The sequence below is a fragment of the Marinobacter sp. PE14 genome (assembly GCF_053566155.1).
The window spans coordinates 255,417-280,732 of record NZ_JBQXNY010000003.1 but is presented as its reverse complement, the minus strand read 5'-3'; the positions used below and the strand labels follow the sequence as shown (position 1 = coordinate 280,732).

The window sequence follows — 25,316 nt, the reverse complement described above, 5'->3', positions numbered from 1 at the left end:
TCGTCAATTCTGCTACCTTCGTATTATGGCGGACAGAGAGACGACACGTTAACCCGAAAAGGCCTGGTATGGAATTCACCTTCCTCGGCACGTCAGCCGGAACGCCCACAAAATCGCGCAATGTGACCGGTCTGGCGCTGAGCCACGGCGGACCAAAACACTGGTACCTGATTGACTGCGGTGAAGGCACCCAGCACCAGCTATTGAGAACGCATCATTCCGTGATGCAGCTGCAGGCTATATTTATCACCCACATCCATGGAGACCACACGTTCGGGCTGCCGGGACTGCTCACCAGTGCTTCCATACTCGGCCGTACCGCCCCTCTGTATCTGGTTGCACCCAGACCTGTAAAAACCTTCATAGAGGCTGCCCTCGGAAACAGTGACTCAAGCCTGAGTTTTGAACTCAAATTTGTCGATTCCGAAGCAGAGGATTTCCACTGGCAAGACAACGCACTCTCGGTTACGGCAGTGCCCCTGTCCCATCGCGTGTCCTGCCGGGCGTTTGTGTTCACCGAAAAGAATCTGGAACGCCAGCTGGTCCGGGACAAGCTCGAAGCGGATGGTATTGAGGCCGGTCCGGCCTGGGGCCGTCTGCAACAGGGCCATGACGTGGTTTTGGAAGATGGCCGCCTTGCCCGTTGCGATGACTACACTCAAATTGCAAGGAAACCGCGCAAAGTCATCGTCGCCGGTGACAACGATCAGCCAGAACTACTCCAGGAAGCCAGCTCTGATGTTCAGGTGGTGATTCATGAGGCGACCTACACCCAGGAAGTATCCGACAGGGTCGGTCCCTGGCCGCAACACAGCTCCGCCGCGCAGGTGGCCCGTTTTGCCGAGGCCGCAGGCGTTCCTAATCTTGTGCTTACCCATTTCAGTTCCCGTTACCAGCTCAATCCGGATGCTTATCCGCACATAAGCGAGATCGAATCCGAAGCCAGAGGCATCTATAGAGGGAACCTGTATCTGGCCAGGGATTTTGCCTGCTTCGAGCTCGATAGAGAGCTGATGCTGAAACCCGTCGAGCGTCTATAATCCAAGCGTGGATCAAACGCGCCGCCCGGGCTTATATGTGTCGCTTTTATAGATTCACTTTGCGTTTCGTGAAGTTCAAATTACACTTCACCCAGGATAAATTGAACAACGATTCACTTTCCACTGCTCAGGAAGGCGGTCAATGACCCGGCTCAACGCAAAACACTCCAGACTCGGCAAGGATGCGGTTGTCGTCACGCCTGGCCTCATTCCCTGTGGCTGTGTCATTGACAGCGTTGTTCTGGGTAAAAAAGGGCTGCGTCTCACCCTGAAGAACTTTTCGTCGCCCGCGGTACTCGACCAGCTGTCATCGTCTGCCGCTGCACAGACCGATCTTCATGTTTTCTTCGATAACGACCGTGAAAAACAGCACCTCCATTTCAGGGGCACGGTTCAGGCTGGCCGCAGTAGCGGCATTTTGCTGGACATAGCGGGGAACACCGAGGAGCTCAGCAACGACATTGAGTGTTTGTTGCAGCACTCTGGAACAAATCGGCCTGAAGCGGCGACTCCGGACCCTTCACTGAAACAGCTCTACCATCAGCATTGCCGTCGGCTTCTGGAACAGTTACTTCCGGAATTTATGGAAGGCACCTTCGAGGGCATCGAAGCCGACCTGGAAGAGGCAGCCGAGCTGCGTGAAATCACCCGGCTCAAGGACATGCGCTTCATTTTCCAGAGCCGCCAGCAACGAATGCTCCAGGATTTCCAGGCCCAGTTCCAGGCCAATCAGGCAACCCTTGAGCCCGCCGCCGAGTCCCGGGCCAGCAACAAGGAGTTGCACCTGCTGCAACAGCACGAGTTCGAGGACTGGCTGGACCTGCAGGCCATCGCCACCGGCGTTAGCAAAGCAAATACCGGGGCCAATTTCCTGCTCAACCAGTTTCTTAACCAGATTTTCCGGCAAGACGTCAACGATGATAACAATCCACTGACTCCCCGGGCACTGTGCGTCTGCCTGCAGTATATGGTCGATCATCTGGGCATTGCGCGGGAGCACCGCCTGACCATCTACCGCGCCTGGGAAAATGCTCTTGTCCGGGTCTGGCCCGCGGCCATCCGGTCCCTGATCAATGACTGTCGACGAGCTGGCCTGGAGGCCATAGATATCACCGAGCTGCCCGCAAACTGGTCACTGCGAGACCGGGACCACACAGCGGACGACTCAAGTTCAGCAACGGAAGCCACAGAAGACTCATCCGATGAAACTCCGGAAACCAACCACGCCGGGCACGAGTCGTTCGGATCGCCTTCGGTCGGTCGCTCCCTGTTTCAATTGATGGCCCTGGAGTCAAACCCCTCGTCTGAACTTTCGGACTGGGAGGAGCCCAATCCAAAGCTTTCGGAAAACCTTCGCTCCCGGCGCCGGGAACTGCTGGACCGGTTGCACGACGACGAGCCCGATATGGCGGGACTGCTTCGGGAACTGGCCAACTCGGACTCCGACCTTGCCAGCTCACTGGACCGCACGGCCGTTGAGAAGGCCAATCTGGTGGACCGACTGTTCGCGCCGTTGAAAACCCACGACGAGCTCTCGGGCTCGCTTCGCCACCAACTGCAGAAACTCCGGCTACCCGTGTTCGAAACGCTGGTTGAAACACCGGATTTTCTGAATGCCGGCGACCACCCGGCCAGGGATATCATCAATAACCTGATGCACATCTGTCTTGCCGAAAGAGCCTCAAGCAAGAAGCTGGAGGCGACGGTCGCCGATATCGTCGAGGAACTGACAGAGATCGAGGTATCGGATCCGGACCTGATGGAAAGCCTGGGCGAACGCCTGAAACAGCTTGTCGAGCGTCAGGATCAATCGTTTCTCCGTAACTCCGAACGGCTGGCAAAAACCCTGGAGGGCAAGGAGCGCCTGCGCCTTACCCGCAAGGAGGCAAGGCAGAGGCTGAACGCGCTCTTGAGCAACAGGCAGGTTCCGAACATTCTGATCCGCATTCTTCAGGCGGGCTGGGAGCAGCTGATCGTCCTGACCATGCTGAGAGAAGGTCCGGAAAGCCGGCATTGTGAGGAACTGCTTGATGTGGTGGCACAGCTCCAGGCCTGGCTGTCGCCCGCCAGCACCTCCGAAGAACTGGCATTTGAACGGGAGCTGGAGAGCAGCGTCATGCTGCAGTTCATCGAACGGGAGCTGAAAACCGCCGGGGAAGTCTCGCGAGTAAGGCCGGCTATTGACGAGTTATCCGGAATTCTCGAGGGCAACGTGGAAGCAGAAACCACATGGGTGGATGAGTACGGCGACGCCGATGAAGCGCCGGCCCCGCTGCCCCCGGAGCTTGAAGACAGTCGCTGGGCCTCAAGAGCAAAGGAGATTTCCGTAGGCGACTGGGTTGAGGTTCGTCTGGATACCGGCGACACCCGCCGGTTGCGGCTGGTGTGGGGCGGCGAGGATTCGCTCCGGTTTGTTTTTCTTTCGCCCAAGGGCATGAGCGAAGTCAGTTACGGGTTTCCGGAGTTTGTGCAAAAACTCGCTGAAGGCGAAGCCTGGCTGGTTGAGAGCGGAGACATCCCATTCCTCGACCAAAGCCTGTTCAGCATCGTTGAAGATGTTTACCGGAAGCTCAATTTTCAGGCAACCCACGATGCCCTGACGGGGTGTATGCACCGCCATGACTTCGAGAAACAGGTCTCTCAGCTAATCAGCATCCTGCCGTCATCTGCTGAAGACCATGCCGCCGCCCTGATGGTTCTGGATGTAGACGAGTTCAGTGTCATCAACGCCTCCTATGGCGCGGAAGCCGGTGATGCCCTGTTGAGATATGTCGCCAACAACCTCCGTGAACAGAGCGAATCCCGATTCTCGGAGTCCCACGTTGGCCGGATCAGCGGCAATGAGTTTGCGGTGCTCATCAATAACATCAGTACAGAAGACTGCCTGGATTTTGCGGAGTCCCTGCGGCGAAACTTCGAGCAGCATGTGTTCCGGCACGGGCAGGCAGAATATCGGGCAACCGTCAGCATAAGTATCCGGCCGGTAACCGGGGCGGGGCATGCACCTGGCGACCTTCTCAATCTTGCGAGCCTCTCGCTAAAAGCGGCCAAAAAGCTGGGCGGGAACCGGATTGAACTGGCCAGGGAAAGCCGGGACCAATCCCGGCTCGGTACACCCCAATGGGTCACGGAAATAGATCGGACCATCCGTGATGGCAGCCTCTACCTTCGGGCTCAGCCAATCGTTGCCCTTGAACCGGAAGACGGCGAAGGCACAATGCATGAACTCTTGCTCGGCCTGAAAGACAGTTCTGGCAAAGAGATCTCTCCCCAGGGCTATATCGAGGCAGCCGAACAGTTCAAACGCAGCACGCGGGTTGATTTGTGGGTCATTTCCGAAGTGCTGGCGTGGATGCGTGATAATCCCGAGGCGCTCGCAAAGATTGCCACTCTGAACGTTAACCTGTCAGGCTCGTCGTTGAGCGATGACAGCTTCATGCTCGGCCTGGAATCCAACCTCAGGGCGAATCCGGAACTGGCCCACAAGCTCTGCTTTGAGGTAACCGAAACCTCTGCCGTCGCCAACCTCCATTTTGCCTCCGACTTCATGCGCGAGATGAAGCGGCTGAACTGCCGGTTCGCCCTGGATGATTTCGGCACCGGCCTGTCGTCCTATGCGTACCTCCAGAAACTGCCAGTGGACTTTGTGAAAATTGACGGGATATTTGTAAAGGACATGGCGACCAACCTGACAAACTACGCCATGGTGAGGTCGATCAACGAGCTTTGTCATTTTCTCGATCTTCAGACCATCGCCGAATACGTGGAAGACATGGAAATCATGGACACCCTGAAAGAGATCCAGGTGGACTACGCCCAGGGCTTCGCCATTGCCAAGCCGCGCAGGCTGGACAGCCTTGGCACCGGGAATTCCACTACCCCGGTTTATGCCTACAAGAAATAGCTTTGCTTTTCCCGGTGGCAGGAGTACAGTGGGCCTCGTTGGAAAGATTTAGCAAAGCATTTCATCAATAAGACCGCTCAGTTGTAACAAGTAGCACGTCCTGTTTTTGATCACGCCAGTTTTTTGTTTCCGCATACCGCTGATCAGGCATCACAAGATGATCTGACGGCACATAAAATGATTGAAATCAGGAAAGAATATTATGTCTACAGTTACCGGCAACGTTAAGTTTTTCAACGAAGCAAAAGGTTTTGGCTTTATCACTCGCGAAAGCGGCCCGGACGTTTTCGTTCACTACAGCGCCATTCAGGGCGGCGGTTTCAAGACTCTGGCTGAAGGCCAGCAGGTCGAGTTCACCGTTACCCAGGGCCAGAAAGGTCCCCAGGCGGAAAACGTTGTCGCTCTTTAATTTTTAAAGAGACGCTCTGCAAATAGCAGACGGCACGTGTAAAAAGGCAGCTTCGGCTGCCTTTTTTCGTTGGTGCCCCCTGCCGAACCTACAGAATGCCTTCCACCGGGATCGTCTCGGTATTCTTTATCTCCCGCAACGCAAAGTTTGAATTCACCTGGGCAATGCCCTGCAAGGTGAAGATCTTTTCGTTCAGGAATCGATCGTAACTGGCCATATCCGGCACCACGACCCTGAGCACGAAATCGGCATTGCCGGTTACCGCGAAACACTGGAGTACCTCAGGGTAGCTGCTCACCTGCCGCTCAATCTCCGCAGTGCTATCGATGGTATGTCGCTGAAGTGACAGATTGACGAGCACGCACAGACCCTGACCAATGCGTTCCGGATCCACTCTAGCGCTGTACCCCTGAATCACACCGCTTTCCTCAAGTGTCCGCACCCGACGCCAGCAAGCGGCCGGTGACAACCCCACCTGTTCTGCCAGTAACTGATTGCTGATGCGCCCATCCTGCTGCAGTACGGAGAGGATTTTCCGATCCAGCTTGTCCAGCTCTACCTGTTTCATTTGGTAACACCTGATTTTTATCAAAGGTTCTTTCGCCCTATTGTTATTTATCAAACATCCTTTCGCAAATTGTCGAAACCCCTACCCAATAAGCAAGCACCTTTTGCGGACTTCCCTCTAGAATTTTGGTCATAAAATCGACAAAAAGGAGGGCGCCATGTCCGCCGATACCCCACAACTCGACGATTACAAACTCGAAGACCGTTACCTGCGGGAATCCGGCCGGGTTTTCCTGACCGGCACCCAGGCGCTGGTCCGAATCCCCCTGATGCAAGCTGCCCTGGATCGCAAACAGGGACTGAATACGGCCGGCCTGGTTAGTGGCTACCGGGGCTCCCCGCTGGGTGCTGTAGACCAGGCACTCTGGCAGACCAAGGATCTGCTGGACGAGAACCGGATCGATTTCGTGCCCGCCATTAACGAAGACCTCGCCGCCACGATCATGCTCGGTACCCAACAGGTGGAAACCGACGAAGACCGGCAGGTGGATGGGGTTTTTGGCCTCTGGTATGGAAAGGGGCCTGGCGTGGACCGCGCCGGCGACGCCCTGAAACATGGCACCACCTATGGTTCCTCGCCCCATGGCGGCGTGCTGGTGGTAGCGGGTGATGACCACGGTTGCGTGTCATCGTCCATGCCTCATCAGTCCGATGTGGCGTTCATGAGCTTCTTCATGCCCACCATCAACCCGGCCAACATCGCGGAGTACCTGGAGTTCGGTCTCTGGGGTTATGCCCTGTCCCGCTATAGCGGATGCTGGGTTGGCTTCAAGGCGGTTTCGGAAACCGTGGAAAGCGCAGCCTCTGTGGAAATTCCGCCTGCACCGGATTTTGTGACTCCGGACGATTTCACCGCGCCAGAAAGCGGCCTTCATTACCGCTGGCCGGATCTGCCCGGACCACAGCTGGAAACCCGAATCGAACACAAACTCGCAGCCGTTCAGGCCTTTGCCCGTGCCAACCGCATTGACCGGTGCCTGTTCGGCAACAAGGAAGCCCGTTTTGGTATTGTCACCACCGGCAAGGGCCACCTCGATCTGCTTGAAGCCCTCGATCTGCTCGGTATTGACGAAGACAAGGCCCGGGACATGGGGCTGGATATCTATAAGGTGGGCATGGTCTGGCCCCTGGAGCGTCGCGGCATCCTGGACTTCGTTCACGGCAAGGAAGAAGTCCTGGTGATCGAGGAAAAGCGCGGCATCATCGAGAGCCAGATCAAGGAGTACATGTCCGAGCCGGATCGCCCCGGCGAGGTTTTGATTACCGGCAAGCAGGATGAGCTGGGCCGACCGCTAATTCCCTATGTCGGCGAGCTGAGCCCGAAGCTGGTTGCCGGCTTCCTGGCGGCCCGCCTTGGCCGCTTTTTCTCGGTGGACTTCAGCGAGCGCATGGCCGAAATCAGTGCCATGACCACCGCCCAGGATCCGGGCGGCGTTAAGCGCATGCCCTATTTCTGCTCGGGTTGCCCCCACAACACCTCCACCAAGGTCCCGGAGGGCAGCAAGGCCCTGGCCGGCATTGGCTGCCACTTCATGGCTTCCTGGATGGGCCGGAACACCGAATCCCTCATCCAGATGGGCGGCGAAGGCGTCAATTGGATCGGCAAAAGCCGATACACCGGCAACCCCCACGTATTCCAGAACCTGGGCGAAGGCACCTACTTCCACTCCGGCTCCATGGCAATCCGTCAGGCGGTGGCTGCTGGCATCAACATTACCTACAAGATCCTGTTCAACGACGCCGTGGCAATGACCGGCGGTCAGCCCGTCGACGGGCAGATCACCGTTGACAGGATTGCCCAGCAAATGGCCGCAGAAGGGGTGAATCGGGTTGTTGTGCTCAGTGACGAACCCGAGAAATACGATGGCCATCATGACCTGTTCCCCAAGGACGTCACCTTCCACGATCGGTCCGAGCTCGATCAGGTGCAGCGCGAATTGCGTGATATCCCCGGCTGTACCGTACTGATTTACGACCAGACCTGTGCCGCCGAGAAGCGCCGCCGTCGCAAGCGCAAGCAGTTCCCGGATCCGGCCAAGCGGGCTTTTATCAACCATCACGTGTGTGAAGGTTGTGGCGACTGTTCGGTACAGTCCAACTGTCTTTCGGTTGTTCCCCGCAAGACAGAGCTGGGACGCAAGCGGAAGATCGACCAGTCCTCCTGCAACAAGGACTTCTCCTGTGTTAACGGATTCTGCCCCAGCTTCGTGACCATTGAAGGCGGTCAGTTGCGCAAATCCCGGGGCGTTGACACCGGCTCCGTACTCACCCGCAAGCTGGCTGACATTCCAGCCCCTGGGTTGCCAGAACTGACCGGCTCCTACGATCTGCTGGTGGGCGGCGTTGGCGGCACTGGCGTGGTGACGGTCGGACAGCTCATCACCATGGCAGCCCACCTGGAATCCCGTGGTGCCTCGGTACTGGATTTCATGGGCTTTGCCCAGAAAGGCGGCACGGTGCTGAGCTACGTTCGTATGGCACCGTCTCCGGACAAGCTCCACCAGGTGCGGATCAGCAACGGCCAGGCCGATGCGGTCATCGCCTGCGATCTGGTCGTGGCGTCTTCACAGAAGGCCCTGAGCGTACTCCGACCGAACCACACCCGGATCGTCGCCAACGAAGCGGAACTGCCTACCGCCGATTACGTGCTTTTCCGGGACGCCGATATGAAGGCCGACAAACGCCTTGGCCTGCTGAAGAACGCAGTTGGTGAGGATCATTTCGATCAGTTGGATGCTAATGGCATCGCCGAGAAACTAATGGGCGATACCGTATTTTCCAACGTGATGATGCTCGGCTTTGCCTGGCAGAAGGGCTTACTGCCTCTCTCAGAGGCGGCTTTGATGAAGGCGATTGAGCTCAATGGCGTCGCCATCGACCGGAACAAGGAAGCCTTCGGCTGGGGCCGACTGGCAGCCGTGGAACTGAGTGCAGTCACGGATCTGTTGGATGACAACAAGGCCCAGGCTGTTGAGGTCAAGCCCGAACCAACCCTGGAAGAACTGATCAACACCCGTCACAGGCATCTGGTCAACTACCAGAACCAGCGCTGGGCCGACCAATACCGTGACCGCATTGCCCTGGTCCGCAAGGCCGAGGAAGCCCTCGGTGAAACCAATCTTCTGCTGACTCGAGCAGCGGCCCAGCAGTTATACCGGCTCATGGCTTACAAGGATGAATACGAAGTGGCACGGCTGTTTGCCGAAACCGACTTCATGAAAGAGGTAAATGAAACCTTCGAGGGGGACTTCAAGGTCCATTTCCACCTGGCCCCGCCCCTGCTCAGCGGAGAGACCGATGCCCAGGGAAGGCCGAAAAAGCGCCGGTTTGGCCCCTGGATGTTCCGGGCCTTCCGACTGCTGGCCAAGCTTCGCGGCCTGCGTGGAACCGCGGTGGACCCGTTCAGCTACTCCGCAGACCGCAAGCTGGACCGCGCCATGCTGAAAGACTACCAGGGCTTGGTCGCTCGTATCGGCCGTGAGCTGAACGCAAGCAACTACGAGACCTTCCTGCAGCTTGCCGAGCTGCCTGCCGATGTTCGCGGCTACGGCCCGGTGCGGGAGCAAGCGGCAGAAAGCATTCGTGAAAAGCAGACTCAGCTGATCAAGGCGCTGGATACCGGTCGCCCGACCCTGATCCGGACCCAACAGGCCGATGAGGAGGCAAACCATGTTTGAAGCACTCCAGCCACTGCCCCAGGATCCGATCCTGCAGCTGATGCAGACCTTCCGTGAAGACAATCGAACGGACAAGGTGGATCTGGGCATCGGTGTCTATAAGGATGACGCCGGCAATACGCCTATCATGGCCGCCGTGCACGAAGCCGAGCGTCGCCTGCTTGAGGGCGAAACCACCAAGAGCTACGTAGGCCCTGCCGGTTCTGCCGGCTTCAACAGCGCCATGGCCGAGCTGATCCTGGGCAGCAACAGCCCGCTGGTCCGAGACGGCCGTGTATCGGTCATCCAGACTCCGGGCGGCTGCGGCGCCCTGCGTATGGCGGCCGAGTTTCTTCGGCTGTGCAAGCCGGACACAACCGTCTGGGTGAGCACGCCCACCTGGGCCAACCACCTGCCGCTTCTTGGTGGCGCCGGTCTGACCATTCGCGAATATCCGTACCTCAATCCACAGACGCTGCAGGTAGACTTCGGCGCCATGCTGGAAAGCCTGGAACAGGCTGCTCCGGGCGATGTGGTGCTACTTCACGGATGCTGCCACAACCCCTCGGGCGCCGACCTGAGCCTGGACCAATGGCAGGAAGCGACCAGCCTGATCCAGCGTAAGGGCCTGCTGCCCTTTGTGGATATGGCCTATCAGGGCCTTGGCGAAGGCCTGGACGCGGATGCGGCTGGCCTGAGGCATCTGGCCAGTGCGGTACCGGAAATGCTGATCGCAGCCTCGTGCTCCAAGAACTTTGGGCTCTACCGTGAGCGCACCGGCGCCCTTGCCCTGATTTCAGAAACGGCAACCGTGAATGCGGCCGCCACCAGCCAGCTGCTGAGCGTCATCCGGTCGCATTATTCAATGCCGCCGGCCCATGGCGCGTCAATTGTGGAGACCATCCTTGGCGATGAACACCTGCAATCCCAGTGGCAACAAGAATTAAACGGAATGTGTGAACGCATCCTGCACCTGCGTCACGCTTTTGCAGACGCACTCGCGCCGGTGGGCGACTTCGACTTCATCGCCCGTCAGCGAGGCATGTTCTCGTTCCTCGGCATCAGTCCTGAGCAGGTTGGCCGGTTACAGAAGGAACACGGCATCTACATGCTCGATAGCAGCCGCGTGAATGTAGCAGGGCTTAACGACCGGGTTCTGCCAAAAGTCGCGGCGGCAATTGGTGACGTTCTCCGCAGATAAACGTTTCCAAGTACACGATCCAAACCAATCAATCCGACAAAAACAATTAGCCGGAGAGAAGAATGAGTGAGAGTACCCAACCCCACCAGCAGGCCAACAACCTCTGGTCCTCACGGATGGCCTTTATCCTGGCTGCTGCGGGCTCCGCAGTAGGCCTCGGGAACATCTGGAAGTTTCCCTATATTACCGGAGAGAACGGCGGCGGCGCCTTCGTTCTGATCTACCTGGCCTGTATCTTCCTGATCGGCGTGCCGGTTCTGATTGCCGAGACCATGATTGGTCGACGCGGCGGCCAGAGCCCTGTGGCCACCATGCGCTCCCTGACCAAAAGCGAAGGCACCGCGAGGGGCTGGAGGGCCATCGGCTGGAATGGCGTTATCGCGTCCTTCCTGGTGCTGTCTTTCTACGCCGTGATTGGCGGCTGGGCCCTGGTCTATATCGGCAAGGCCGCAACCGGACTGTTTACCGGCGCCGATGCCGAGGCCATTGGTGGCCAGTTCGGCGGGCTGTTGGCCAACCCCTGGGAACTGCTGATGTGGCACTCCGTCTTCATGGCCATCGTCGTGTTCATCGTTGGCCGCGGCATTCGTTCCGGGCTTGAGAAAGCCGTAAACATGCTGATGCCACTGCTGTTCGTGCTACTGGTCGCAATGGTGATCTATGCCATGAACAGCGGCAGCTTTGGCCGGGCCGTGAGCTTCATGTTCTCGCCGGACTTCAGCAAGCTTACCACCGCCGGTGTACTGACCGCCCTGGGGCACGCGGCCTTTACCCTGAGCATCGGTATTGGCGTTCTGATGGCCTACGGCTCCTACCTGCCAAAAACCGTAAACATTGCGCGGACCGCCATGACCATTGCTGTCGTGGACACCAGTGTTGCCCTTCTCGCGGGGCTGGCCATCTTTCCGCTGGTATTTGCCAATGGTCTTGAGCCAGGCGCAGGCCCCGGCCTGATCTTCGTCACCCTGCCACTGGCGTTTGGTCAGATGAGTGGTGGCGCTCTGTTCGGCACCATTTTCTTTGCCCTGCTACTGGTAGCAGCCATCACCTCGGCCATTTCCATGCTGGAACCGGTGGTGGAATGGCTGGAAGAGCACAAAGGCGTCAGCCGGGCGAAAAGCGCGCTTGGTGGTGGCCTGGCAATCTGGTTTATCGGTATCGGTACGGTGTTGTCCTTCAACGTCTGGGACAGCGTTCACCCGCTTGGCTTTATCCCGTTCTTCGAAGGCAAAACGGTGTTCGACCTGCTCGACTTCCTGGTGTCCAACCTGATGATGCCCCTGGGCGGACTGGCTATTGCACTGTTTGCCGGTTGGGCGATGAAACGCGAGGGCCTGCCAGCCGATATTGGTCTGCAGGGAGGCAGCTACAAGGCGTTCATGTTCATACTCCGTTATCTAACGCCTGCCGGTATCGCCGTGGTGTTCCTTTACAATCTGGTGTAACGGCCACCAGCAGTCTCCGACCGCAAAAGCCCGGTGAACTTCACCGGGCTTTTTTTGACATACCCAAAAGGGCACTGCCAATCTGAATGCAGAAGAACTGACCAATGATCTGCGTCTCAAGCGGAAAAGGAGAACTCTTATGTACAGCAAGATCCTCGTTCCGGTCGACCTCGCCCATACCGATAAAATGGTGAAGGCGCTCAATACCTCCATAGATATTGCCAAGCATTACAAGGCTACCCTCTGCTACGTCAGTGTCACCAACAGCACGCCGGGAGCGGCCGCCCACAATCCTAAAGAGCTCAGGGAGAAACTCGCCGTCTTCGCGGAGGAGCAGGGGAAATCCCACGGCATCAGTACGGACAGCATCGTCATGGAGACCGCCGATACGGCAGTGGAACTTGAAGACAAGTTGCTTGAAGCTATTAAAACCACAGGTGCAGACCTGGTGGTGATGGCTTCTCATCCGCCGGGAATCGGCGACAGGCTCCACATTCTCCACTCCAACGGCGCCAATATCGTCAGACACAGTGATATTTCGGTATTCGTTGTGCGGTAAAGAAAGCTATCGGTCGACAGGCACTGCAACCCGTATCCTGTCGTTCCTCACCGGAAAAGCATCATCAATAGTCAGCGCCAGAGGCTCACCTCCGAATGCCGCCTGCTCCGGCAGCCCTCGCTGGGCGTGAACGTGCAGGTGGGGCTCTGAACTGTTGCCGGAGTTACCCATTTCTCCCAGAAAACCACCAACATCCACCCGATCGCCAGCAGAGACCGAGACGCTGCCTTTCCTAAGATGGGCTAAAATCACGAAGAACTGGCCACAATTGATCGCCACATAATTTCCCGCCATGTGTTCCCGATCCATCACTGGAACTGGCATATCCTCCCGGCCATCGACAACTTTCGCGATCTCGCCATCGCAAGGCGCCAACACCGGGGTGCCGAAGGTTGTAAAACGAGCCGGATCGGCGGGGAGCCAGCCACTCTTGTGAATACCCAGAGGAGAAATGCGGAAAATATCCATAGCCCGGCTTTGCCCCTGCCAGGGTCTGAAACGCTCAACCGCTGTATCCAGTGTTTTCAGGTGCACATTCACCATGGTGTTTGACCCGCCATGGGCCACCAGATAAGTGCCAGGCCCGAACGGCGGTGCGATGTCGACAGTTTCAACCGCCGGCAAAGTCTCCCCCTGATAGGCCATATACGCGATGTACCCACCTAGACAGCCAAGCCCGAACCCAAGGAGGACAAGTAAGGTCTGCCCGGCTGAGACTCGCCAGAAGCCGTTACCTTTGAACCGCCCCTGCCAGAGATGTAACACCACAATGAGTGCGAAAACCCCGTAATAGATATACGGCACCCAGTACGGGGGCATGGTCCAGAGGGCGGCCAGACCGAGACCAATGAGCACTGCTGCAACCGACAGTGCCTGAACGCCAAGGGCAAGCAATCCCCTGGCAGGGAACCGTGCCAACCACACCAACAGGAGAACTGGCAGGGCGATTTGGGTGAGCATGACCATAAGGGACATCAGTCGCTACTCCCGGTGACACTGGCTCGAGGAAACTCTATGTTGCTTATCTCGCCGATGAAAAACGGAAAATAATCGTCCGTGGCAAAGAAATTCCCTGCTTCCACGCGGGTCGGCAAGATAAAGCCCTCGAACTCCCGAAACTCTGACAGGTATCCACCGAACGGCTGCAAACGATGGATTTTTTCCGCATTCGCATTGCTCCAGCGGTCGAAACTTACCTGAAGGGGACGACCGTCTTCGGCCACCACAACATCCACCGCCTGCTCCATACCCTCGTGGCGGACAATCACCCTGGCCGTATTTACATCCACAAGCTGCCACGAGACCCCTGGGCCTGGCAGCAGTGCCGCCGGCGTCCAGAACACCGCCTCCGCCACATACCGGCCGAATGCCGAACGGGTGTGATCCGGGTCGCCGCCCATCCGGGCCACCGGCAGCAATCCCATCAGCCAGAACCGCGTCCACTGCCCGGTGTCTGAGCCGGAAACCCGGAGGGCGCCGCGGCTGGCGCTCATCTTCCAGATAAAGCCTTCGGGCATGGCCAGCATCTGCGTGGCCTGCATTTCCATGTAGTCGGGCGATTCCCGATTGCCCATGCCGAATTTTCCGGTCATTGATATCCGGGCGACAGTATATAGCGGTGTACCGGGCTGAATGGTGTATCGGAAATACCGCCGGGCGGGCTCCGGCAGCCCCTCAAGGAGAGAAAGATCGAACCGTTCCGGTGAAGCCGGCTGCAGAGCCGCCAACTTCGCCATGGCGGCTTGGTCCGCATTGTGGTCGGCCTGTCGCCAGAACCACAGAGCTAAAGTGACCGCAACCACCAGAATCAACAGGATCAGGAAAAAGATTTTCATGTAAGCTATGCTCCGTAGCAGTCATTGTCCCTGCCCTGTCCGCATCCAGTCTTGTTCCAGATCAATGAACGTGGCTGGCCGACTCACTGTCCGTCTGAAAGGTTTTATGAAAGTACCGAAGAGATTACAACCACTTGTCGATGACGGCATGGTGGACGAAGTGCTCTACCAGCTCATGAGCGGCAAGGAAGCCCAGGTTTATGTGGTGCGCTGCGGAGACCAGACGCGCTGTGCCAAGGTCTTCAAGGAAGCGACAAAACGGAGTTTCAAGCAGGCGGTGGAATATCAGGAAGGGCGAAAGGTCCGGAACAGCCGGCGGGCCCGGGCCATGAGCAAGAAAACCAAATACGGCCAGAAAGAACAGGAAGATGCCTGGCTCAACGCCGAGGTGGATGCCCTCTACCGGCTTGCCGCCGCGGGCGTCCGGGTTCCCGAACCTCTGGGCTTTGTGGACGGTGTACTGCTGATGGAGCTGGTGGCGGACGAAGATGGCAAGGCCGCGCCCAGGCTGGATGATGTCACCCTTTCCCCGGAACAGGCCCGTGACTTCCACGGCCAGGTCATCCGTGAGGTGGTCCGGATGTTGAGCGCCGGTCTGATCCATGGGGATCTGTCGGAATTCAATGTTCTGGTCGATACCAACGGACCGGTCATTATTGATCTTCCGCAGGCAGTCAATGCGTCTGGCAATAACAATGCAGAACGCATGCTCGAACGCGACGTCGACAATATGCGCCGCTATTTTGGCCGATTCGCGCCGGAGCTGCTGAATACCGATTATGGCAAGGAGATCTGGGCACTCTACGAATCCGGCGACCTGCACCCGGACAGCAAACTCACCGGCTGCTTCCAGCACGATGATACCTCCGCCAACGTCGACGAACTGATGGAAATCATCGATGCGGCAAAAGAAGAAGAGTGGGAGCGGCAGGAACGGATGAGGGACGCCGAGGAGGACTGACGCACAGGCAGGTGTTGATCAGCTGGCAGGCGTCGCTTTCTGTTCGCTGGCCATTGCTGACATCACCTCCTGTTCCCTGGGCCCGGGCAGAACACCGGTCAACCAGGCTTCTATGACCGGCTCACCGTGCTGGTTCGAGAGCACCGCTTCGGCCCGGGCCCGATTCCTTTCATCCACTTCGGTGATGGTGAATACACAGGTGACGGTATCGCCGAAATACACTGGCCGGCGGAAGCGAAAATTCATCCCGGACGCCAGCCAGCCAATCTGCCCGCCCACTTCCGTGATCATCCCGCCAACCAGCAAGCCATGGCAGATCTTGCCCTGCAGGTTCTTGGCCTGGGCAAACTCATCGCTGTAGTGAACCGGATTCTGATCGCGACTGATTTCGCCAAAAGAAAGGGTCTCATCCTCGGTGAAAGTTCGTGCCAGGGTAAACGAATCGCCGGCTTTCAGGCCGGCAATGGCTCTCTTTCGAATATCAGACATGGTATCGGTCCCCGATCGCTCAGCCCGTTACAGGTACCGACCGCCAGACCCTACGGCGACCACAATCAGGCCGAGAATCAGATTGATACCTACAAGCCGGCGAATCTTTCCCACCTGAACGCCGCCAGCCTGCGGATCCTTGTTTGCAACCGCCTGCTTGAGCCGCCGGAAAGGCGCAAAATACACGTGGAAGTAGAGCAGCATCATCACCAGGCCGAGCGTCTGCATGACATGAATATGCCAGCCGGCACCTGCCATACCGCCAAACACACTGAAAATCATCCAGTAACCGGTAACCAGGAGCAACACAACCGCGAGCCAGACCCAGCGGAAGAACCGTTCAAGCGTCTTCAACCACAGAAGGCCACGCTGAGAGGCTTCCACAACCTCAACCACCGCCGGGCGCATCGCCATGTAGGCGAAGAACATGCCGCCAACCCAGATCACCGCTGACAGAACGTGCAGTGCAATTGCCAGACTCATAAAACTACCCCTTGCTGTGGCCTTCAGATGATTTCCAGTTCTACCCGGTTACGGCCGCCCGTTTTACCACGGTAAAGAGCTTCATCAGCCCTGCTGACCGCGGCACTCAGGTCTTCGCCAGTGCGCAGCTCACTTACGCCAATGCTGATCGTAACATCGACATCACCACCGATAATTGCGCGCCAGTCCCTTGCCAAAAACGCCTTTCGTATCCGCTCCGCGCTTGCTTGCGCTTTATCGGCATTCGTATCTGGAAGAATGACCAGAAATTCCTCACCGCCCCATCTACCTATGAGATCTTGAGCCCTTAATTCTTCTCGAATCACATCGGCAATACAGCCGAGTACCCTGTCACCGACTTCATGACCGAAGGCATCATTGATCGATTTGAAATGATCGACATCCAGCAGGAGGAAACCAACCGGGTGTCCGTTGCGCTGAAACCGCGATACCTCTTTTTCCGCCAGGTAGGTCATATGACGGCGATTGAAAAGCCCGGTTAATGAATCCGTTGTTGCCATTTCGCGAAGCTTGCGTTGGGCCGAAACAACCATGCTGAGGTAATAGGAAGCCAAGTAACTGAACATTGCAAAGACCACGCTCAGATTGAACAGATGGACTATGTTCAGGGCCGTCTGCGGGATTGGCTGCAACGGTTCGATGTACCACATCAATGCATCGAGCGCGACGTAGTATCCCCAGAGAGTGAGCAGCGCATAAACCGCCCATCTTCGGGACGCGGAAACGCAGATCGCCGGTATGAACATCAGAAGGTAGTAGTGGAAACCGCTCTCCCAGCCGATCAGAACGGTACCGAGGCCGGCATGTCCGAGCACTTCGGCCCAGATGAGTACGACCGCAATCTTGTTCCTGTGGTATTTGAGTGCGTAATAGGCCCCGGCATACATGGCCACGCTAACCACGTTGATCCATGCCAGAATCGGCGAACCCAATGCAAGAAAAAGAAAGAAAAAGATGACATCAACAGTTCCGGCGATCTGGGCACATCGCATGGCCAAACGCCAGAACTGCGGCCTGCGCTCCCGCTCAGGCTCATAATTCATTGGAGTAGTCGCACTTTTCATTGACAGCAGAATTCCTTTTTTAGGTAACAAGAATACTCGTTAAAACGGAATTCTGCCTCACTCCGATGCAAACAAATGAAAATGGTTTCAGGATCACCACGGCAGCTCGTCGCCGTTGCTGTGCCAGAACGATCCGGTATTCTCCAGGGTCAGGCCATCAATCCGCTCTACCAGGCCTTTTGCCGATTCTTCCGAAGTGATCAACCCGCCAAAATTCACCATGCGGGTCTGGACATAGCCGGGATGCAGCTGTGCCACGGCGATACCCTGCGGTTTCAGATCCATCGCAAGGGACTTGCCAAAGGCATTGAGCGCTGCCTTGGACGCACGGTACCCATAGCGGCCGCCGGAGTCATTGTCAGCGATGGAGCCCATCCGGCTGGTGATGTTGGCGATTTTTCCGCCAGAGGGGATCTGGTCAACCAACGCTTCAGCCACCCTCAGCGGAGCGTAAGTGTTGATTTCCATCTGGGTACGGATGGAATCAAAATCGATACTTCCGAGCTTCTCGTCCTGCAGCAGGCCGGCATTGTTGATCAGCAGATCAATGCGTTCGCCTTTCAGGCTGGCCGCAAGTTTGCCCACACCCTCATCGGTCGTCAGGTCAACGCCGTCGATGATCCGCGCGGCGATCTCTTTCAGCTCTGACGAGGCTTCCCGACAGACCCCGATCACCGAGCAGCCGCGGCTTGCATACAGCCGGGCGAGCTCCAGACCAATGCCCCGGTTTGCCCCGGTGATTACGACAGTGGAATTCTCGGACATATCAGCCTCCTCAACGATCAATACAGTTCATGCAGCTTCACATCCCCTGCACCGAAGAACAACCAGCAATACGGGACCTACCTGCGTGCAGATCCAATTTTTCTGTAAGATACGGGGTAATTCAATCAATGGTCGCTGGGAGCAGCATGTCAGCAGCACTTGTTTTCGCAGTCTTCGCAGTGACCCTGATCGCGGCAACCGTATTCTACCTCTTCTTCTACCGCGCCTGGCGGAGGGAACGGGAACTGAGGGTCCCCTTTCCAACACCCTGGCGCGAGCATCTTGATGCGAACGTGCCGTTTTACCGACAGCTTCCTGAAGCCCTCAAACAAACCTTGGAGCAACGGGTCCAGCTTTTTCTCTCCGAGAAAGAATTCTATGGCTGTGACGGCTTTGAGGTGAACGACACGGTGAGAGTGACCATTGCCGGCCACGCCTGTTTGCTGATTCTTGCCCGCCCCTATTCGGATTTTGACGAGGTAAGCAGCATTCTGGTCTATCCCGATGCCTATCACGTCAGAGACATTGAAAGCGATGGCATGATTGTCAGCGAAAGTAATGAAATACGGGCCGGCGAGGCCTCAAGCAGGGGCCAGGTGGTGCTGGCCTGGCGAGAATGTGAGGAGGCGGCCAGGCACCCGCACAGTGGCCATAACGTCATGCTCCATGAGTTTGCACACCAGCTGGACTACCTGGACGGCACCGCAGACGGGGCACCGCCGCTGAGTGGAGAGCAGGCCCGGCACTGGCAAAGCTCCATGACGACGGCCTACGAAGACCTCAGGCATTCCCTCCGGCACCACCATAGATCCTGGCTTGATCCATACGGCGCTACCGAACCGGCAGAATTTTTCGCAGTGCTGACCGAGGCATTTTTCCAGCAGCCGCGCCATCTCAAGCGAGAACAGCCCGAGGTCTACAAGGCCCTGCAAGGGTATTATCGGCTCGATCCAACGGCTTTCTGGGAGGATGCATGACAGTTGTGGCCGATCAATGCGTGGTCCACTATGTAGGAAAGCGGATCAGTTGGTGGAGGTGTACATGCCAGCCATAGGATGGATATTCATCGTTGTTGCCCTTGCCTTGATCGTGGGCAGCCTGATGATACTGCGTGACAATGCACACAGTATGAAAATCTCCGATGAAAAGATGAAGAAAATTCAGGCCCGGAAGGCGGAGATCGAGGCCGAGGAGAGCGCCGAAGACAGAGAGTGGTAGGTTTGGGGCGGCCGCGAGGCCTGCCCCCGGGCAGGTTCGATCAGTGTCCGCTGTGGTCCATGCTCTTGCCGGAGTGGTCCATGCTCTCGCTCTTCATCATTTCGCCATCCAGCGACACGACATTCAGCTCGACCTGCATTTCATCCGCACCCTTAAAGGTCAGGATCAATGGAATGCTCTCACCCTCGCGCAACGGACTTTTCAGTTTCTCCAGCATCAGGTGAAAGCTGTGGGGCTTCAACTCCACGGTGGTACCTGCCGGTATGGCGAGCCCGCCCTTGACCGGTGCCATTCGCATCACACCATCGTGCATGCTGGTCTCGTGGATCGATACGTTACCCGCCCTTGGGGTTGCGGCCCCAACCAGGGTGATATCACTGCTGCCACTGTTCGAGATGCTCATGTAGCCCACTCCCATGGGTGTGCCAGGCGGTGTAGGCCGGCTCCAGGGATGCTCGACCTTTACCGGGCCATGGCTGTAATCATGGGCGAATGCTGTCGGGGCAACCAGGGCCAGTGCCAGCACAAACACGCTCAGGCAATACTTCATGTCCAGTGTTCCTTGTCGATGGTTCAAAATCAAAGGATAGAAAGGGTAGGCCCTGGATCCAAGCTTTTCAGTGCGACGAATGGTCGCAGACAGGGTCAATGCCCGATGGCGAGAGCCGGGTTCGCTCTCAGTCTGTCCAGGGTCTCCGGACGACTGAAGTAATAACCCTGAAAACGTCGACAGCCCATCTCGACCAAGGCGCTGGCCTGGGCCTCTACTTCAACACCCTCTGCTACCAGTTCCATGTTATGACTCCGAGCGATGGCAATAATACTCCGGATCATGTTCGCGGCTTTTTCGTCTTCCAGAATGGTGTCGACAAAGCTCTTGTCGATTTTCAACTCGTCTAGCGGCAGCTTTCGCAAAAGACTGAGCGAGGAGTAACCCGTACCGAAATCGTCCATCGAGATCCGTACCCCTTTCTCGCGCAATCGTTCGATCGTTTTCAGCACTTTCTCAAAGTCACTCATGAACAGACTCTCGGTAATCTCGAGGACCAGCTCTCTCGGCGACACACGGTGCGTTGCCAGAACCTCAAGCACTGTTTCAACAAAGTCTGGCTGGCGAAACTGGATAACCGAGATGTTGATAGACAGGTCCACGGAGCGGCCGATCTTGTCGCGGAGCAGACTGTATTCCCGGATACTGGTTTCAACCACAAATCGCCCAAGAGGAACCATCAGCCCGCTTTTCTCGGCAACCTCAACAAATTCCGCTGGCGAAACAAAGCCGAGTTCCTCATCCTGCCAGCGAACAAGTGCTTCCAGTCCGACCGCTTTTCCATTCTCATCGACCTGAGGCTGGTAGACCATGTACAGGGAGCCCGAGGCCAGGCCGTACCTGAGACGCTGCTCGACCGACAGTCTGCGCAGATAGGCCATTTCCATCTCGCTTCGGTAAATGCAGACATCGTTCCGGCTCTGTTTTGCCTCGTACAGGGCAAGATGGGCACTTCGAATCAGCTTGCTAAGGGAATCCCCGTCATCCGGAAAGCAGGCCACACCGATACTCGCCGTCACCTGCAACCTCAATCGCCCTACCTCAAACGTACGGGACAGATTGCCGGCCAACGACACGCAGGCTGCTTCAACGTCCTCCAGGTCGGTGTTCGGGGTCACTATGGCAAACTCATCGCCACCGAGGCGGGCAAGATCATCGCGGCTTTCAACAAGCTCGGCGAGCCGACGGCCGAACTCTAGAAGAGTTTCATCTCCGGTCTCCAGCCCAAACCGATCGTTGATGCCTTTAAAGTTATCAATGTTGACCACAACCAGGCAGAACGGCGTTTTATCCGGAACCAGGCTGTCGAGGCGGTCCAGCAGCCCATTGCGATTCAACAACCCGGTCAGATCATCGTGCCGTGAAAGGTAGGAAAGCTCCAAACGCCGCTTTTTCTCGGCTTTGTCGATAATCCGGAATCCCTTGTAGAAAACAATTCCCACTACCAGGAACACCAGCAGATACTGCAACAGGGATTGGAGAAATTCCCGGTAAAGCGGAGCGAACCGGGTTTCCGAGATGGTCCACAGCTGGTAGCGGTTGTTGAAGACAGCAGCAGTCAGATAGTCCTCGCCCTGGCGTCGGGTTCGGATCACCACAGACTCACTACGCTGCATGACCTCCTCCACACTCAGGTTGAGATCCTTCTCGAACGCTGCCCGGTTTATCTCCCGCTGGTCCATCGGCACCCGGATTTGCGAATACTGTTGCGGGCCAACACCTTCAGCGGACATAAACTGAACATAGCCATCGGTTTCCCGGAACAGCATTACGGTGTCAGAGTCGCCGTCATGCAGGGTCTGGCTAAACACCGAACCACGGCCATCAAGTCGCATGCCGGCTGTCATGACGGCAACGACTTCCCCATTCGGGGACCGTATCGCTTTCCGGATCGGTATAACCCACGCGCCCAGGGCGTCTACGAAATAGGTCCGGCCCACGACCATTGCATTGGAGGACAGGGCTCCCAGGAAACTGTCACGGGTCTCGGGATCGGTTCTCAGATTTGGAAGAGTCGAAAGATCGAGATTGGTGCTGACACGAACCAGCGTGCCGTCAGGTCTGGCCAATCCGAAGCCCACGAGCATGGGGTTGGCGGCAAGGATGCTGTCGAGCAAGGGGATCTGTCGACTGCCTGACAAGAGATTGTCCTGATTGAGCAATTCGCGGCCAATAACATCGAGAACGAGCTCCTGGGTTCGCAGGATGCTGTCGACTGATTGTGCAACCAGCTCGACACGGGCGGTCTGATAAAGCTTCTCGTCCGAAATAAGGCCCTGCCAACGAAAAAACAGAACGGTACTGAGGAGCAGCAGGCCACCGAGGAGGATAAGAGCGAAGAGTGTCCAAAGATTGCGTTTGAGAATTGCCAAAAGCAGTTCCAAGAATTCAGTAGGTTAAACGACAGCTTTACGTCAGTATACGGGAGAGCCTGAAAAGCGCATTACTATTTACCGTTCATTTGTAGGTTGTTAATTCCCATGGAACTAAATGCGTCGATTCGTGACAACAGAGTAATTCCGGGCCCACTAATAACAATGATACCGGCTGGTATATTCTGAAACGCTGAAAGGCAATCGATATGACAGGAGTGTGTCTATGAACGTGATGTCTGTACTGAACCAGGTAATGAAACAGGCGCAGGGCGGTCAAAGCCAGGGTGGCGGCATGGACGTCAACAAGATGGTGAACAGCCTTGGCAGCCAGCTCAAAGGCGGCCAGGGGTCCGGTTCAGGCATCGACGTAAAGAGCCTCCTGGGCGGCGGAGCCCTCGGCATGATGCTGGGTTCCAAGCGCGGCCGAAAGATGGGCGGCAAAGCCCTCAAATACGGTGCCCTTGCAGGCGTGGGTGTCCTGGCCTGGAAAGCCTATCAGAACTACCAGACCAACAGTCAGAGCCCGGCGCAACCGGCATTGGCACAACAGGGCCAGCCACTGGAGCAGCTGCAGGGCCAAGCGCAGGAACAACGGGGACTGGAAATACTCCAGGCCATGATCATGGCAGCCCGCGCTGATGGCCACATTGATGCCAACGAACGCGCGCTTCTCACCCAGGAAATTGAAAAACTGGGACCGGATGACGAACTTCACGCCTGGATTCAGCAGCAGTTCGACGCCCCGCTGGACGCCACTGCCCTCGCCCGCAATGCCGACTCGCCCCAGGCCAGCCGGGAAATCTACATTGTCAGCGCGGTAATGATTGACGAGCAGAACCCCATGGAGAGGGCCTGGCTGGATCAACTCGCCAGCGCCCTACAGCTCGACCCGGCCCTTGCCAGGGAACTGGAACAACAGATCCAGAGTGCAACAGCTGGGTAGTCATCAGGCTTTCTTGACGAATTCCGATTTCAGTTTCATGGCGCCAATACCGTCGATCTTGCAGTCGATATCGTGATCGCCTTCAACCAGGCGGATACTCTTCACCTTGGTGCCAACTTTAACCACAGAACTGGAGCCCTTGACCTTCAGATCCTTGATAACAGTCACTGAATCGCCATCCTGAAGTTCATTGCCGTTGGCGTCGCGAACCACCTTCGCGGCGTCAGCCGCCGCAGCCTCCGCCTCAGACCACTCATGCCCGCACTCGGGGCATACCAGTTGAACGCCGTCCTCATACGTGTACTCGGAACTGCACTGCGGGCATGGCGGAAGCTGCGACATTATCATTTCCTGTTCATTGAATGTGCGCGGGATTGTATCATCAACGCCCGGGCGACACCCTCGCGAGAACCCTGGGGTCTTCCGACAGAGGCAAGGCAATGATCGCCCCCTCATTCGACGACGGAAAAATCCCGGTCAGCCCCGTAATATTCACCTGATGCGACACCATAATGACCGGCGCCCCTTCCTCCAACTGATTCACCAGAGTAATCGTCTGCCGCGTCTGAGTCGGCCCGTCTCCACGATTCCGGAAAAAAGAATTCAGCGACGGCCACTCCGTTACCTCACCCATGTCCATCCCCGATGCGGTATCGATACAGCGACACCACTGACTGCTGAACACCCGCGCCTCGGTAATACCATGGTCTGCCAGAAACGGCTTCCACGCGCGAGCCTGCTCCCGCCCGGTATCGTTCAGATTCCGCTGGGTGCTGCAATCGTTGATATCAAAGTTCCCTGGATCTCCGGTCCCCGGCGCCAATGCATGGCGAAGCATCAGAACAGCCCGTCCGTCTCTCAGAGCCTCCCAGGCTTCTTCGTTGTTATCGGCGGCGGAAACGCTGAAACACATGGCGACCGCCAGAAATGCGGTTAGGATAGATCTGGCAAGCATAGTTGTTACCTCCTGAAAAAAATCCAATGAAACTGTGCAATGCGCGGATGAACTGACGATGTCCGATTGAGGCATTGGGAGAGCCCTTCCAAAAATGTTGAAGGCCAGGGATGGCCTGAAACAAGCGCACATGGGCGAAGCAAACGTTTATGAAGCGAAGCTTCATGTGCGGCTGAGCGACAGCAATCTGTGATTGCTGGCCGGACCCCGAAGGGGTGCTCGTAGCGGTTTTTGGAAGGGCTCTCCCAATGCCTCCAGCACCAACCTCGAAGGCTTACCAAGAGATACGCGGACAATATCTATCAGGCTCATATAAACAAAAGGTAAACTCCCAACAGAACCAAGCCGAAAGAAGGAACCACCATGCCAATCTGGGTCGACGCCGACGCCTGCCCCGTCCCAATCCGGGAAATCATCTGCCGCGCCGCCACCCGCTGGCAAATCGACACCACTTTTATTGCCAACCACGCCATCACCCTGCCCCCGAGCCCTTACATCAAGCGACGACAGGTCCCCCAGGGCTTTGATGTGGCCGACAACGAAATCATGGACCAGATGTCCAAAGGCGACCTCGTTATTACCCAGGACATCCCATTGGCTGCCGAAGCCATTGAAAAAGGCGCCGACGTCTTCAATCCCCGCGGCCAGGCTTTTACCAAAGAAAATATTCGCCAGCGCCTGGCCATGCGCAACTTCATGGAGGAAATGCGCAACGCCGGCCAGGTCACCGGAGGCCCCGCCCCCTTCAGCCAGACCGACCGTAAGGAATTTGCCGACAAGCTTGACCGCTGGCTACAAAGAAACGCACGCAGTTGATAATGATTCTATTTTAAAACCCAGACAGATCCGCTACCCTTCCCGCCTTATTGATTGAAG

At 57.0% G+C, this 25,316-nt stretch carries 23 protein-coding genes; 12 read left to right on the top strand and 11 right to left on the bottom strand.

Going from position 1 to position 25,316, the window contains the following annotated elements; all coding sequences use genetic code 11:
- Positions 1 to 68 precede the first annotated feature (68 nt).
- From ACWJ62_RS11955 to ACWJ62_RS11945, 3 genes are all read left to right on the top strand, one after another.
- The gene (locus ACWJ62_RS11955) at positions 69 to 1,040 is read left to right on the top strand and encodes a ribonuclease Z (RefSeq protein WP_449286382.1); all 972 of its coding nucleotides are present in this window, start codon (positions 69 to 71) and stop codon (positions 1,038 to 1,040) included.
- Positions 1,041 to 1,182: 142 nt separating this feature from the next.
- Positions 1,183 to 4,944 carry a DUF1631 family protein gene (locus tag ACWJ62_RS11950; RefSeq protein WP_449286381.1) on the top strand — a complete coding sequence of 1,254 codons (3,762 nt, stop codon included), beginning with the start codon at positions 1,183 to 1,185 and terminating at the stop codon, positions 4,942 to 4,944.
- Positions 4,945 to 5,146: 202 nt separating this feature from the next.
- Positions 5,147 to 5,353: a cold-shock protein gene (locus ACWJ62_RS11945; protein ID WP_008176018.1), complete on the top strand. Its 207-nt coding sequence runs from the start codon at positions 5,147 to 5,149 to the stop codon at positions 5,351 to 5,353.
- Between the two features lie 88 nt (positions 5,354 to 5,441).
- Here the strand turns inward: ACWJ62_RS11945 and ACWJ62_RS11940 are convergent, their stop codons facing one another.
- Positions 5,442 to 5,921 carry an Lrp/AsnC family transcriptional regulator gene (locus tag ACWJ62_RS11940; protein WP_449286380.1) on the bottom strand — a complete coding sequence of 160 codons (480 nt, stop codon included), beginning with the start codon at positions 5,919 to 5,921 and terminating at the stop codon, positions 5,442 to 5,444.
- A 157-nt stretch (positions 5,922 to 6,078) separates the two neighbouring features.
- On the opposite strand from ACWJ62_RS11940, the gene ACWJ62_RS11935 reads away from it, so the two are divergent.
- The 4 genes from ACWJ62_RS11935 to ACWJ62_RS11920 all read left to right on the top strand — a co-directional run bounded on the left by ACWJ62_RS11935 (position 6,079) and on the right by ACWJ62_RS11920 (position 12,781).
- The gene (locus ACWJ62_RS11935; RefSeq protein WP_449286379.1) at positions 6,079 to 9,597 is read left to right on the top strand and encodes an indolepyruvate ferredoxin oxidoreductase family protein; all 3,519 of its coding nucleotides are present in this window, start codon (positions 6,079 to 6,081) and stop codon (positions 9,595 to 9,597) included.
- Complete coding sequence (locus ACWJ62_RS11930) at positions 9,590 to 10,777, top strand: amino acid aminotransferase (RefSeq protein ID WP_449286378.1); 1,188 nt, start codon at positions 9,590 to 9,592, stop codon at positions 10,775 to 10,777. Before ACWJ62_RS11935 ends, ACWJ62_RS11930 begins: the two co-directional genes overlap by 8 nt.
- Before the next feature lie 62 nt (positions 10,778 to 10,839).
- Positions 10,840 to 12,222, top strand: coding sequence for a sodium-dependent transporter (locus ACWJ62_RS11925; RefSeq protein ID WP_449286377.1), 1,383 nt, complete (start codon positions 10,840 to 10,842; stop codon positions 12,220 to 12,222).
- 139 nt (positions 12,223 to 12,361) lie between these two features.
- On the top strand, positions 12,362 to 12,781 hold the full coding sequence (locus ACWJ62_RS11920; RefSeq protein WP_088557866.1) for a universal stress protein: 420 nt from the start codon (positions 12,362 to 12,364) through the stop codon (positions 12,779 to 12,781).
- Positions 12,782 to 12,787: 6 nt separating this feature from the next.
- Here ACWJ62_RS11920 and ACWJ62_RS11915 read toward each other — a convergent pair whose 3' ends face one another.
- Entirely contained in the window at positions 12,788 to 13,756 is a 969-nt protein-coding gene (locus ACWJ62_RS11915) for a M23 family metallopeptidase (protein WP_449286376.1), read from the bottom strand.
- A complete protein-coding gene (locus ACWJ62_RS11910) occupies positions 13,756 to 14,616 on the bottom strand; it encodes a DUF6544 family protein (protein ID WP_449286375.1) in 861 nt (286 codons plus the stop codon). Before ACWJ62_RS11910 ends, ACWJ62_RS11915 begins: the two co-directional genes overlap by 1 nt.
- Before the next feature lie 106 nt (positions 14,617 to 14,722).
- On the opposite strand from ACWJ62_RS11910, the gene ACWJ62_RS11905 reads away from it, so the two are divergent.
- Positions 14,723 to 15,577, top strand: a complete 855-nt coding sequence (locus ACWJ62_RS11905) for a PA4780 family RIO1-like protein kinase (RefSeq protein ID WP_449286374.1) — start codon at positions 14,723 to 14,725, stop codon at positions 15,575 to 15,577.
- An 18-nt stretch (positions 15,578 to 15,595) separates the two neighbouring features.
- Here ACWJ62_RS11905 and ACWJ62_RS11900 read toward each other — a convergent pair whose 3' ends face one another.
- The 4 genes from ACWJ62_RS11900 to ACWJ62_RS11885 all read right to left on the bottom strand — a co-directional run bounded on the left by ACWJ62_RS11900 (position 15,596) and on the right by ACWJ62_RS11885 (position 18,399).
- The gene (locus tag ACWJ62_RS11900; protein WP_449286373.1) at positions 15,596 to 16,066 is read right to left on the bottom strand and encodes a MaoC family dehydratase; all 471 of its coding nucleotides are present in this window, start codon (positions 16,064 to 16,066) and stop codon (positions 15,596 to 15,598) included.
- 27 nt (positions 16,067 to 16,093) lie between these two features.
- On the bottom strand, positions 16,094 to 16,549 hold the full coding sequence (locus tag ACWJ62_RS11895; protein WP_449286372.1) for a CopD family protein: 456 nt from the start codon (positions 16,547 to 16,549) through the stop codon (positions 16,094 to 16,096).
- A gap of 23 nt (positions 16,550 to 16,572) precedes the next feature.
- Positions 16,573 to 17,634 (bottom strand): GGDEF domain-containing protein, encoded by a 1,062-nt coding sequence (locus ACWJ62_RS11890; protein WP_449286371.1) that lies wholly within the window; start codon positions 17,632 to 17,634, stop codon positions 16,573 to 16,575.
- A 93-nt stretch (positions 17,635 to 17,727) separates the two neighbouring features.
- Positions 17,728 to 18,399 (bottom strand): SDR family oxidoreductase, encoded by a 672-nt coding sequence (locus ACWJ62_RS11885; RefSeq protein ID WP_449286370.1) that lies wholly within the window; start codon positions 18,397 to 18,399, stop codon positions 17,728 to 17,730.
- 146 nt (positions 18,400 to 18,545) lie between these two features.
- Between ACWJ62_RS11885 and ACWJ62_RS11880 the strand changes: the two genes are divergently transcribed.
- Positions 18,546 to 19,376, top strand: a complete 831-nt coding sequence (locus tag ACWJ62_RS11880; protein WP_449286369.1) for a M90 family metallopeptidase — start codon at positions 18,546 to 18,548, stop codon at positions 19,374 to 19,376.
- Between the two features lie 64 nt (positions 19,377 to 19,440).
- The gene (locus tag ACWJ62_RS11875) at positions 19,441 to 19,617 is read left to right on the top strand and encodes a DUF2897 family protein (RefSeq protein ID WP_075267673.1); all 177 of its coding nucleotides are present in this window, start codon (positions 19,441 to 19,443) and stop codon (positions 19,615 to 19,617) included.
- A gap of 40 nt (positions 19,618 to 19,657) precedes the next feature.
- Here ACWJ62_RS11875 and ACWJ62_RS11870 read toward each other — a convergent pair whose 3' ends face one another.
- Both ACWJ62_RS11870 and ACWJ62_RS11865 read right to left on the bottom strand, forming a co-directional pair.
- On the bottom strand, positions 19,658 to 20,167 hold the full coding sequence (locus ACWJ62_RS11870) for a copper chaperone PCu(A)C (RefSeq protein ID WP_449286368.1): 510 nt from the start codon (positions 20,165 to 20,167) through the stop codon (positions 19,658 to 19,660).
- A 95-nt stretch (positions 20,168 to 20,262) separates the two neighbouring features.
- Positions 20,263 to 22,539 (bottom strand): putative bifunctional diguanylate cyclase/phosphodiesterase, encoded by a 2,277-nt coding sequence (locus ACWJ62_RS11865; protein WP_449286367.1) that lies wholly within the window; start codon positions 22,537 to 22,539, stop codon positions 20,263 to 20,265.
- Positions 22,540 to 22,765: 226 nt separating this feature from the next.
- Here ACWJ62_RS11865 and ACWJ62_RS11860 point away from each other — a divergent pair, with 226 nt between their 5' ends.
- Positions 22,766 to 23,485: a tellurite resistance TerB family protein gene (locus ACWJ62_RS11860; RefSeq protein ID WP_449286366.1), complete on the top strand. Its 720-nt coding sequence runs from the start codon at positions 22,766 to 22,768 to the stop codon at positions 23,483 to 23,485.
- 3 nt (positions 23,486 to 23,488) lie between these two features.
- On the opposite strand, the gene ACWJ62_RS11855 is transcribed toward ACWJ62_RS11860, so the two are convergent.
- Positions 23,489 to 23,827, bottom strand: a complete 339-nt coding sequence (locus tag ACWJ62_RS11855; protein ID WP_008176055.1) for a zinc ribbon domain-containing protein YjdM — start codon at positions 23,825 to 23,827, stop codon at positions 23,489 to 23,491.
- A gap of 40 nt (positions 23,828 to 23,867) precedes the next feature.
- Positions 23,868 to 24,440 (bottom strand): histidine phosphatase family protein, encoded by a 573-nt coding sequence (locus ACWJ62_RS11850; protein WP_449286365.1) that lies wholly within the window; start codon positions 24,438 to 24,440, stop codon positions 23,868 to 23,870.
- Between the two features lie 363 nt (positions 24,441 to 24,803).
- On the opposite strand from ACWJ62_RS11850, the gene ACWJ62_RS11845 reads away from it, so the two are divergent.
- Positions 24,804 to 25,256: a YaiI/YqxD family protein gene (locus ACWJ62_RS11845; RefSeq protein ID WP_449286364.1), complete on the top strand. Its 453-nt coding sequence runs from the start codon at positions 24,804 to 24,806 to the stop codon at positions 25,254 to 25,256.
- Positions 25,257 to 25,316: the final 60 nt, after the last annotated feature.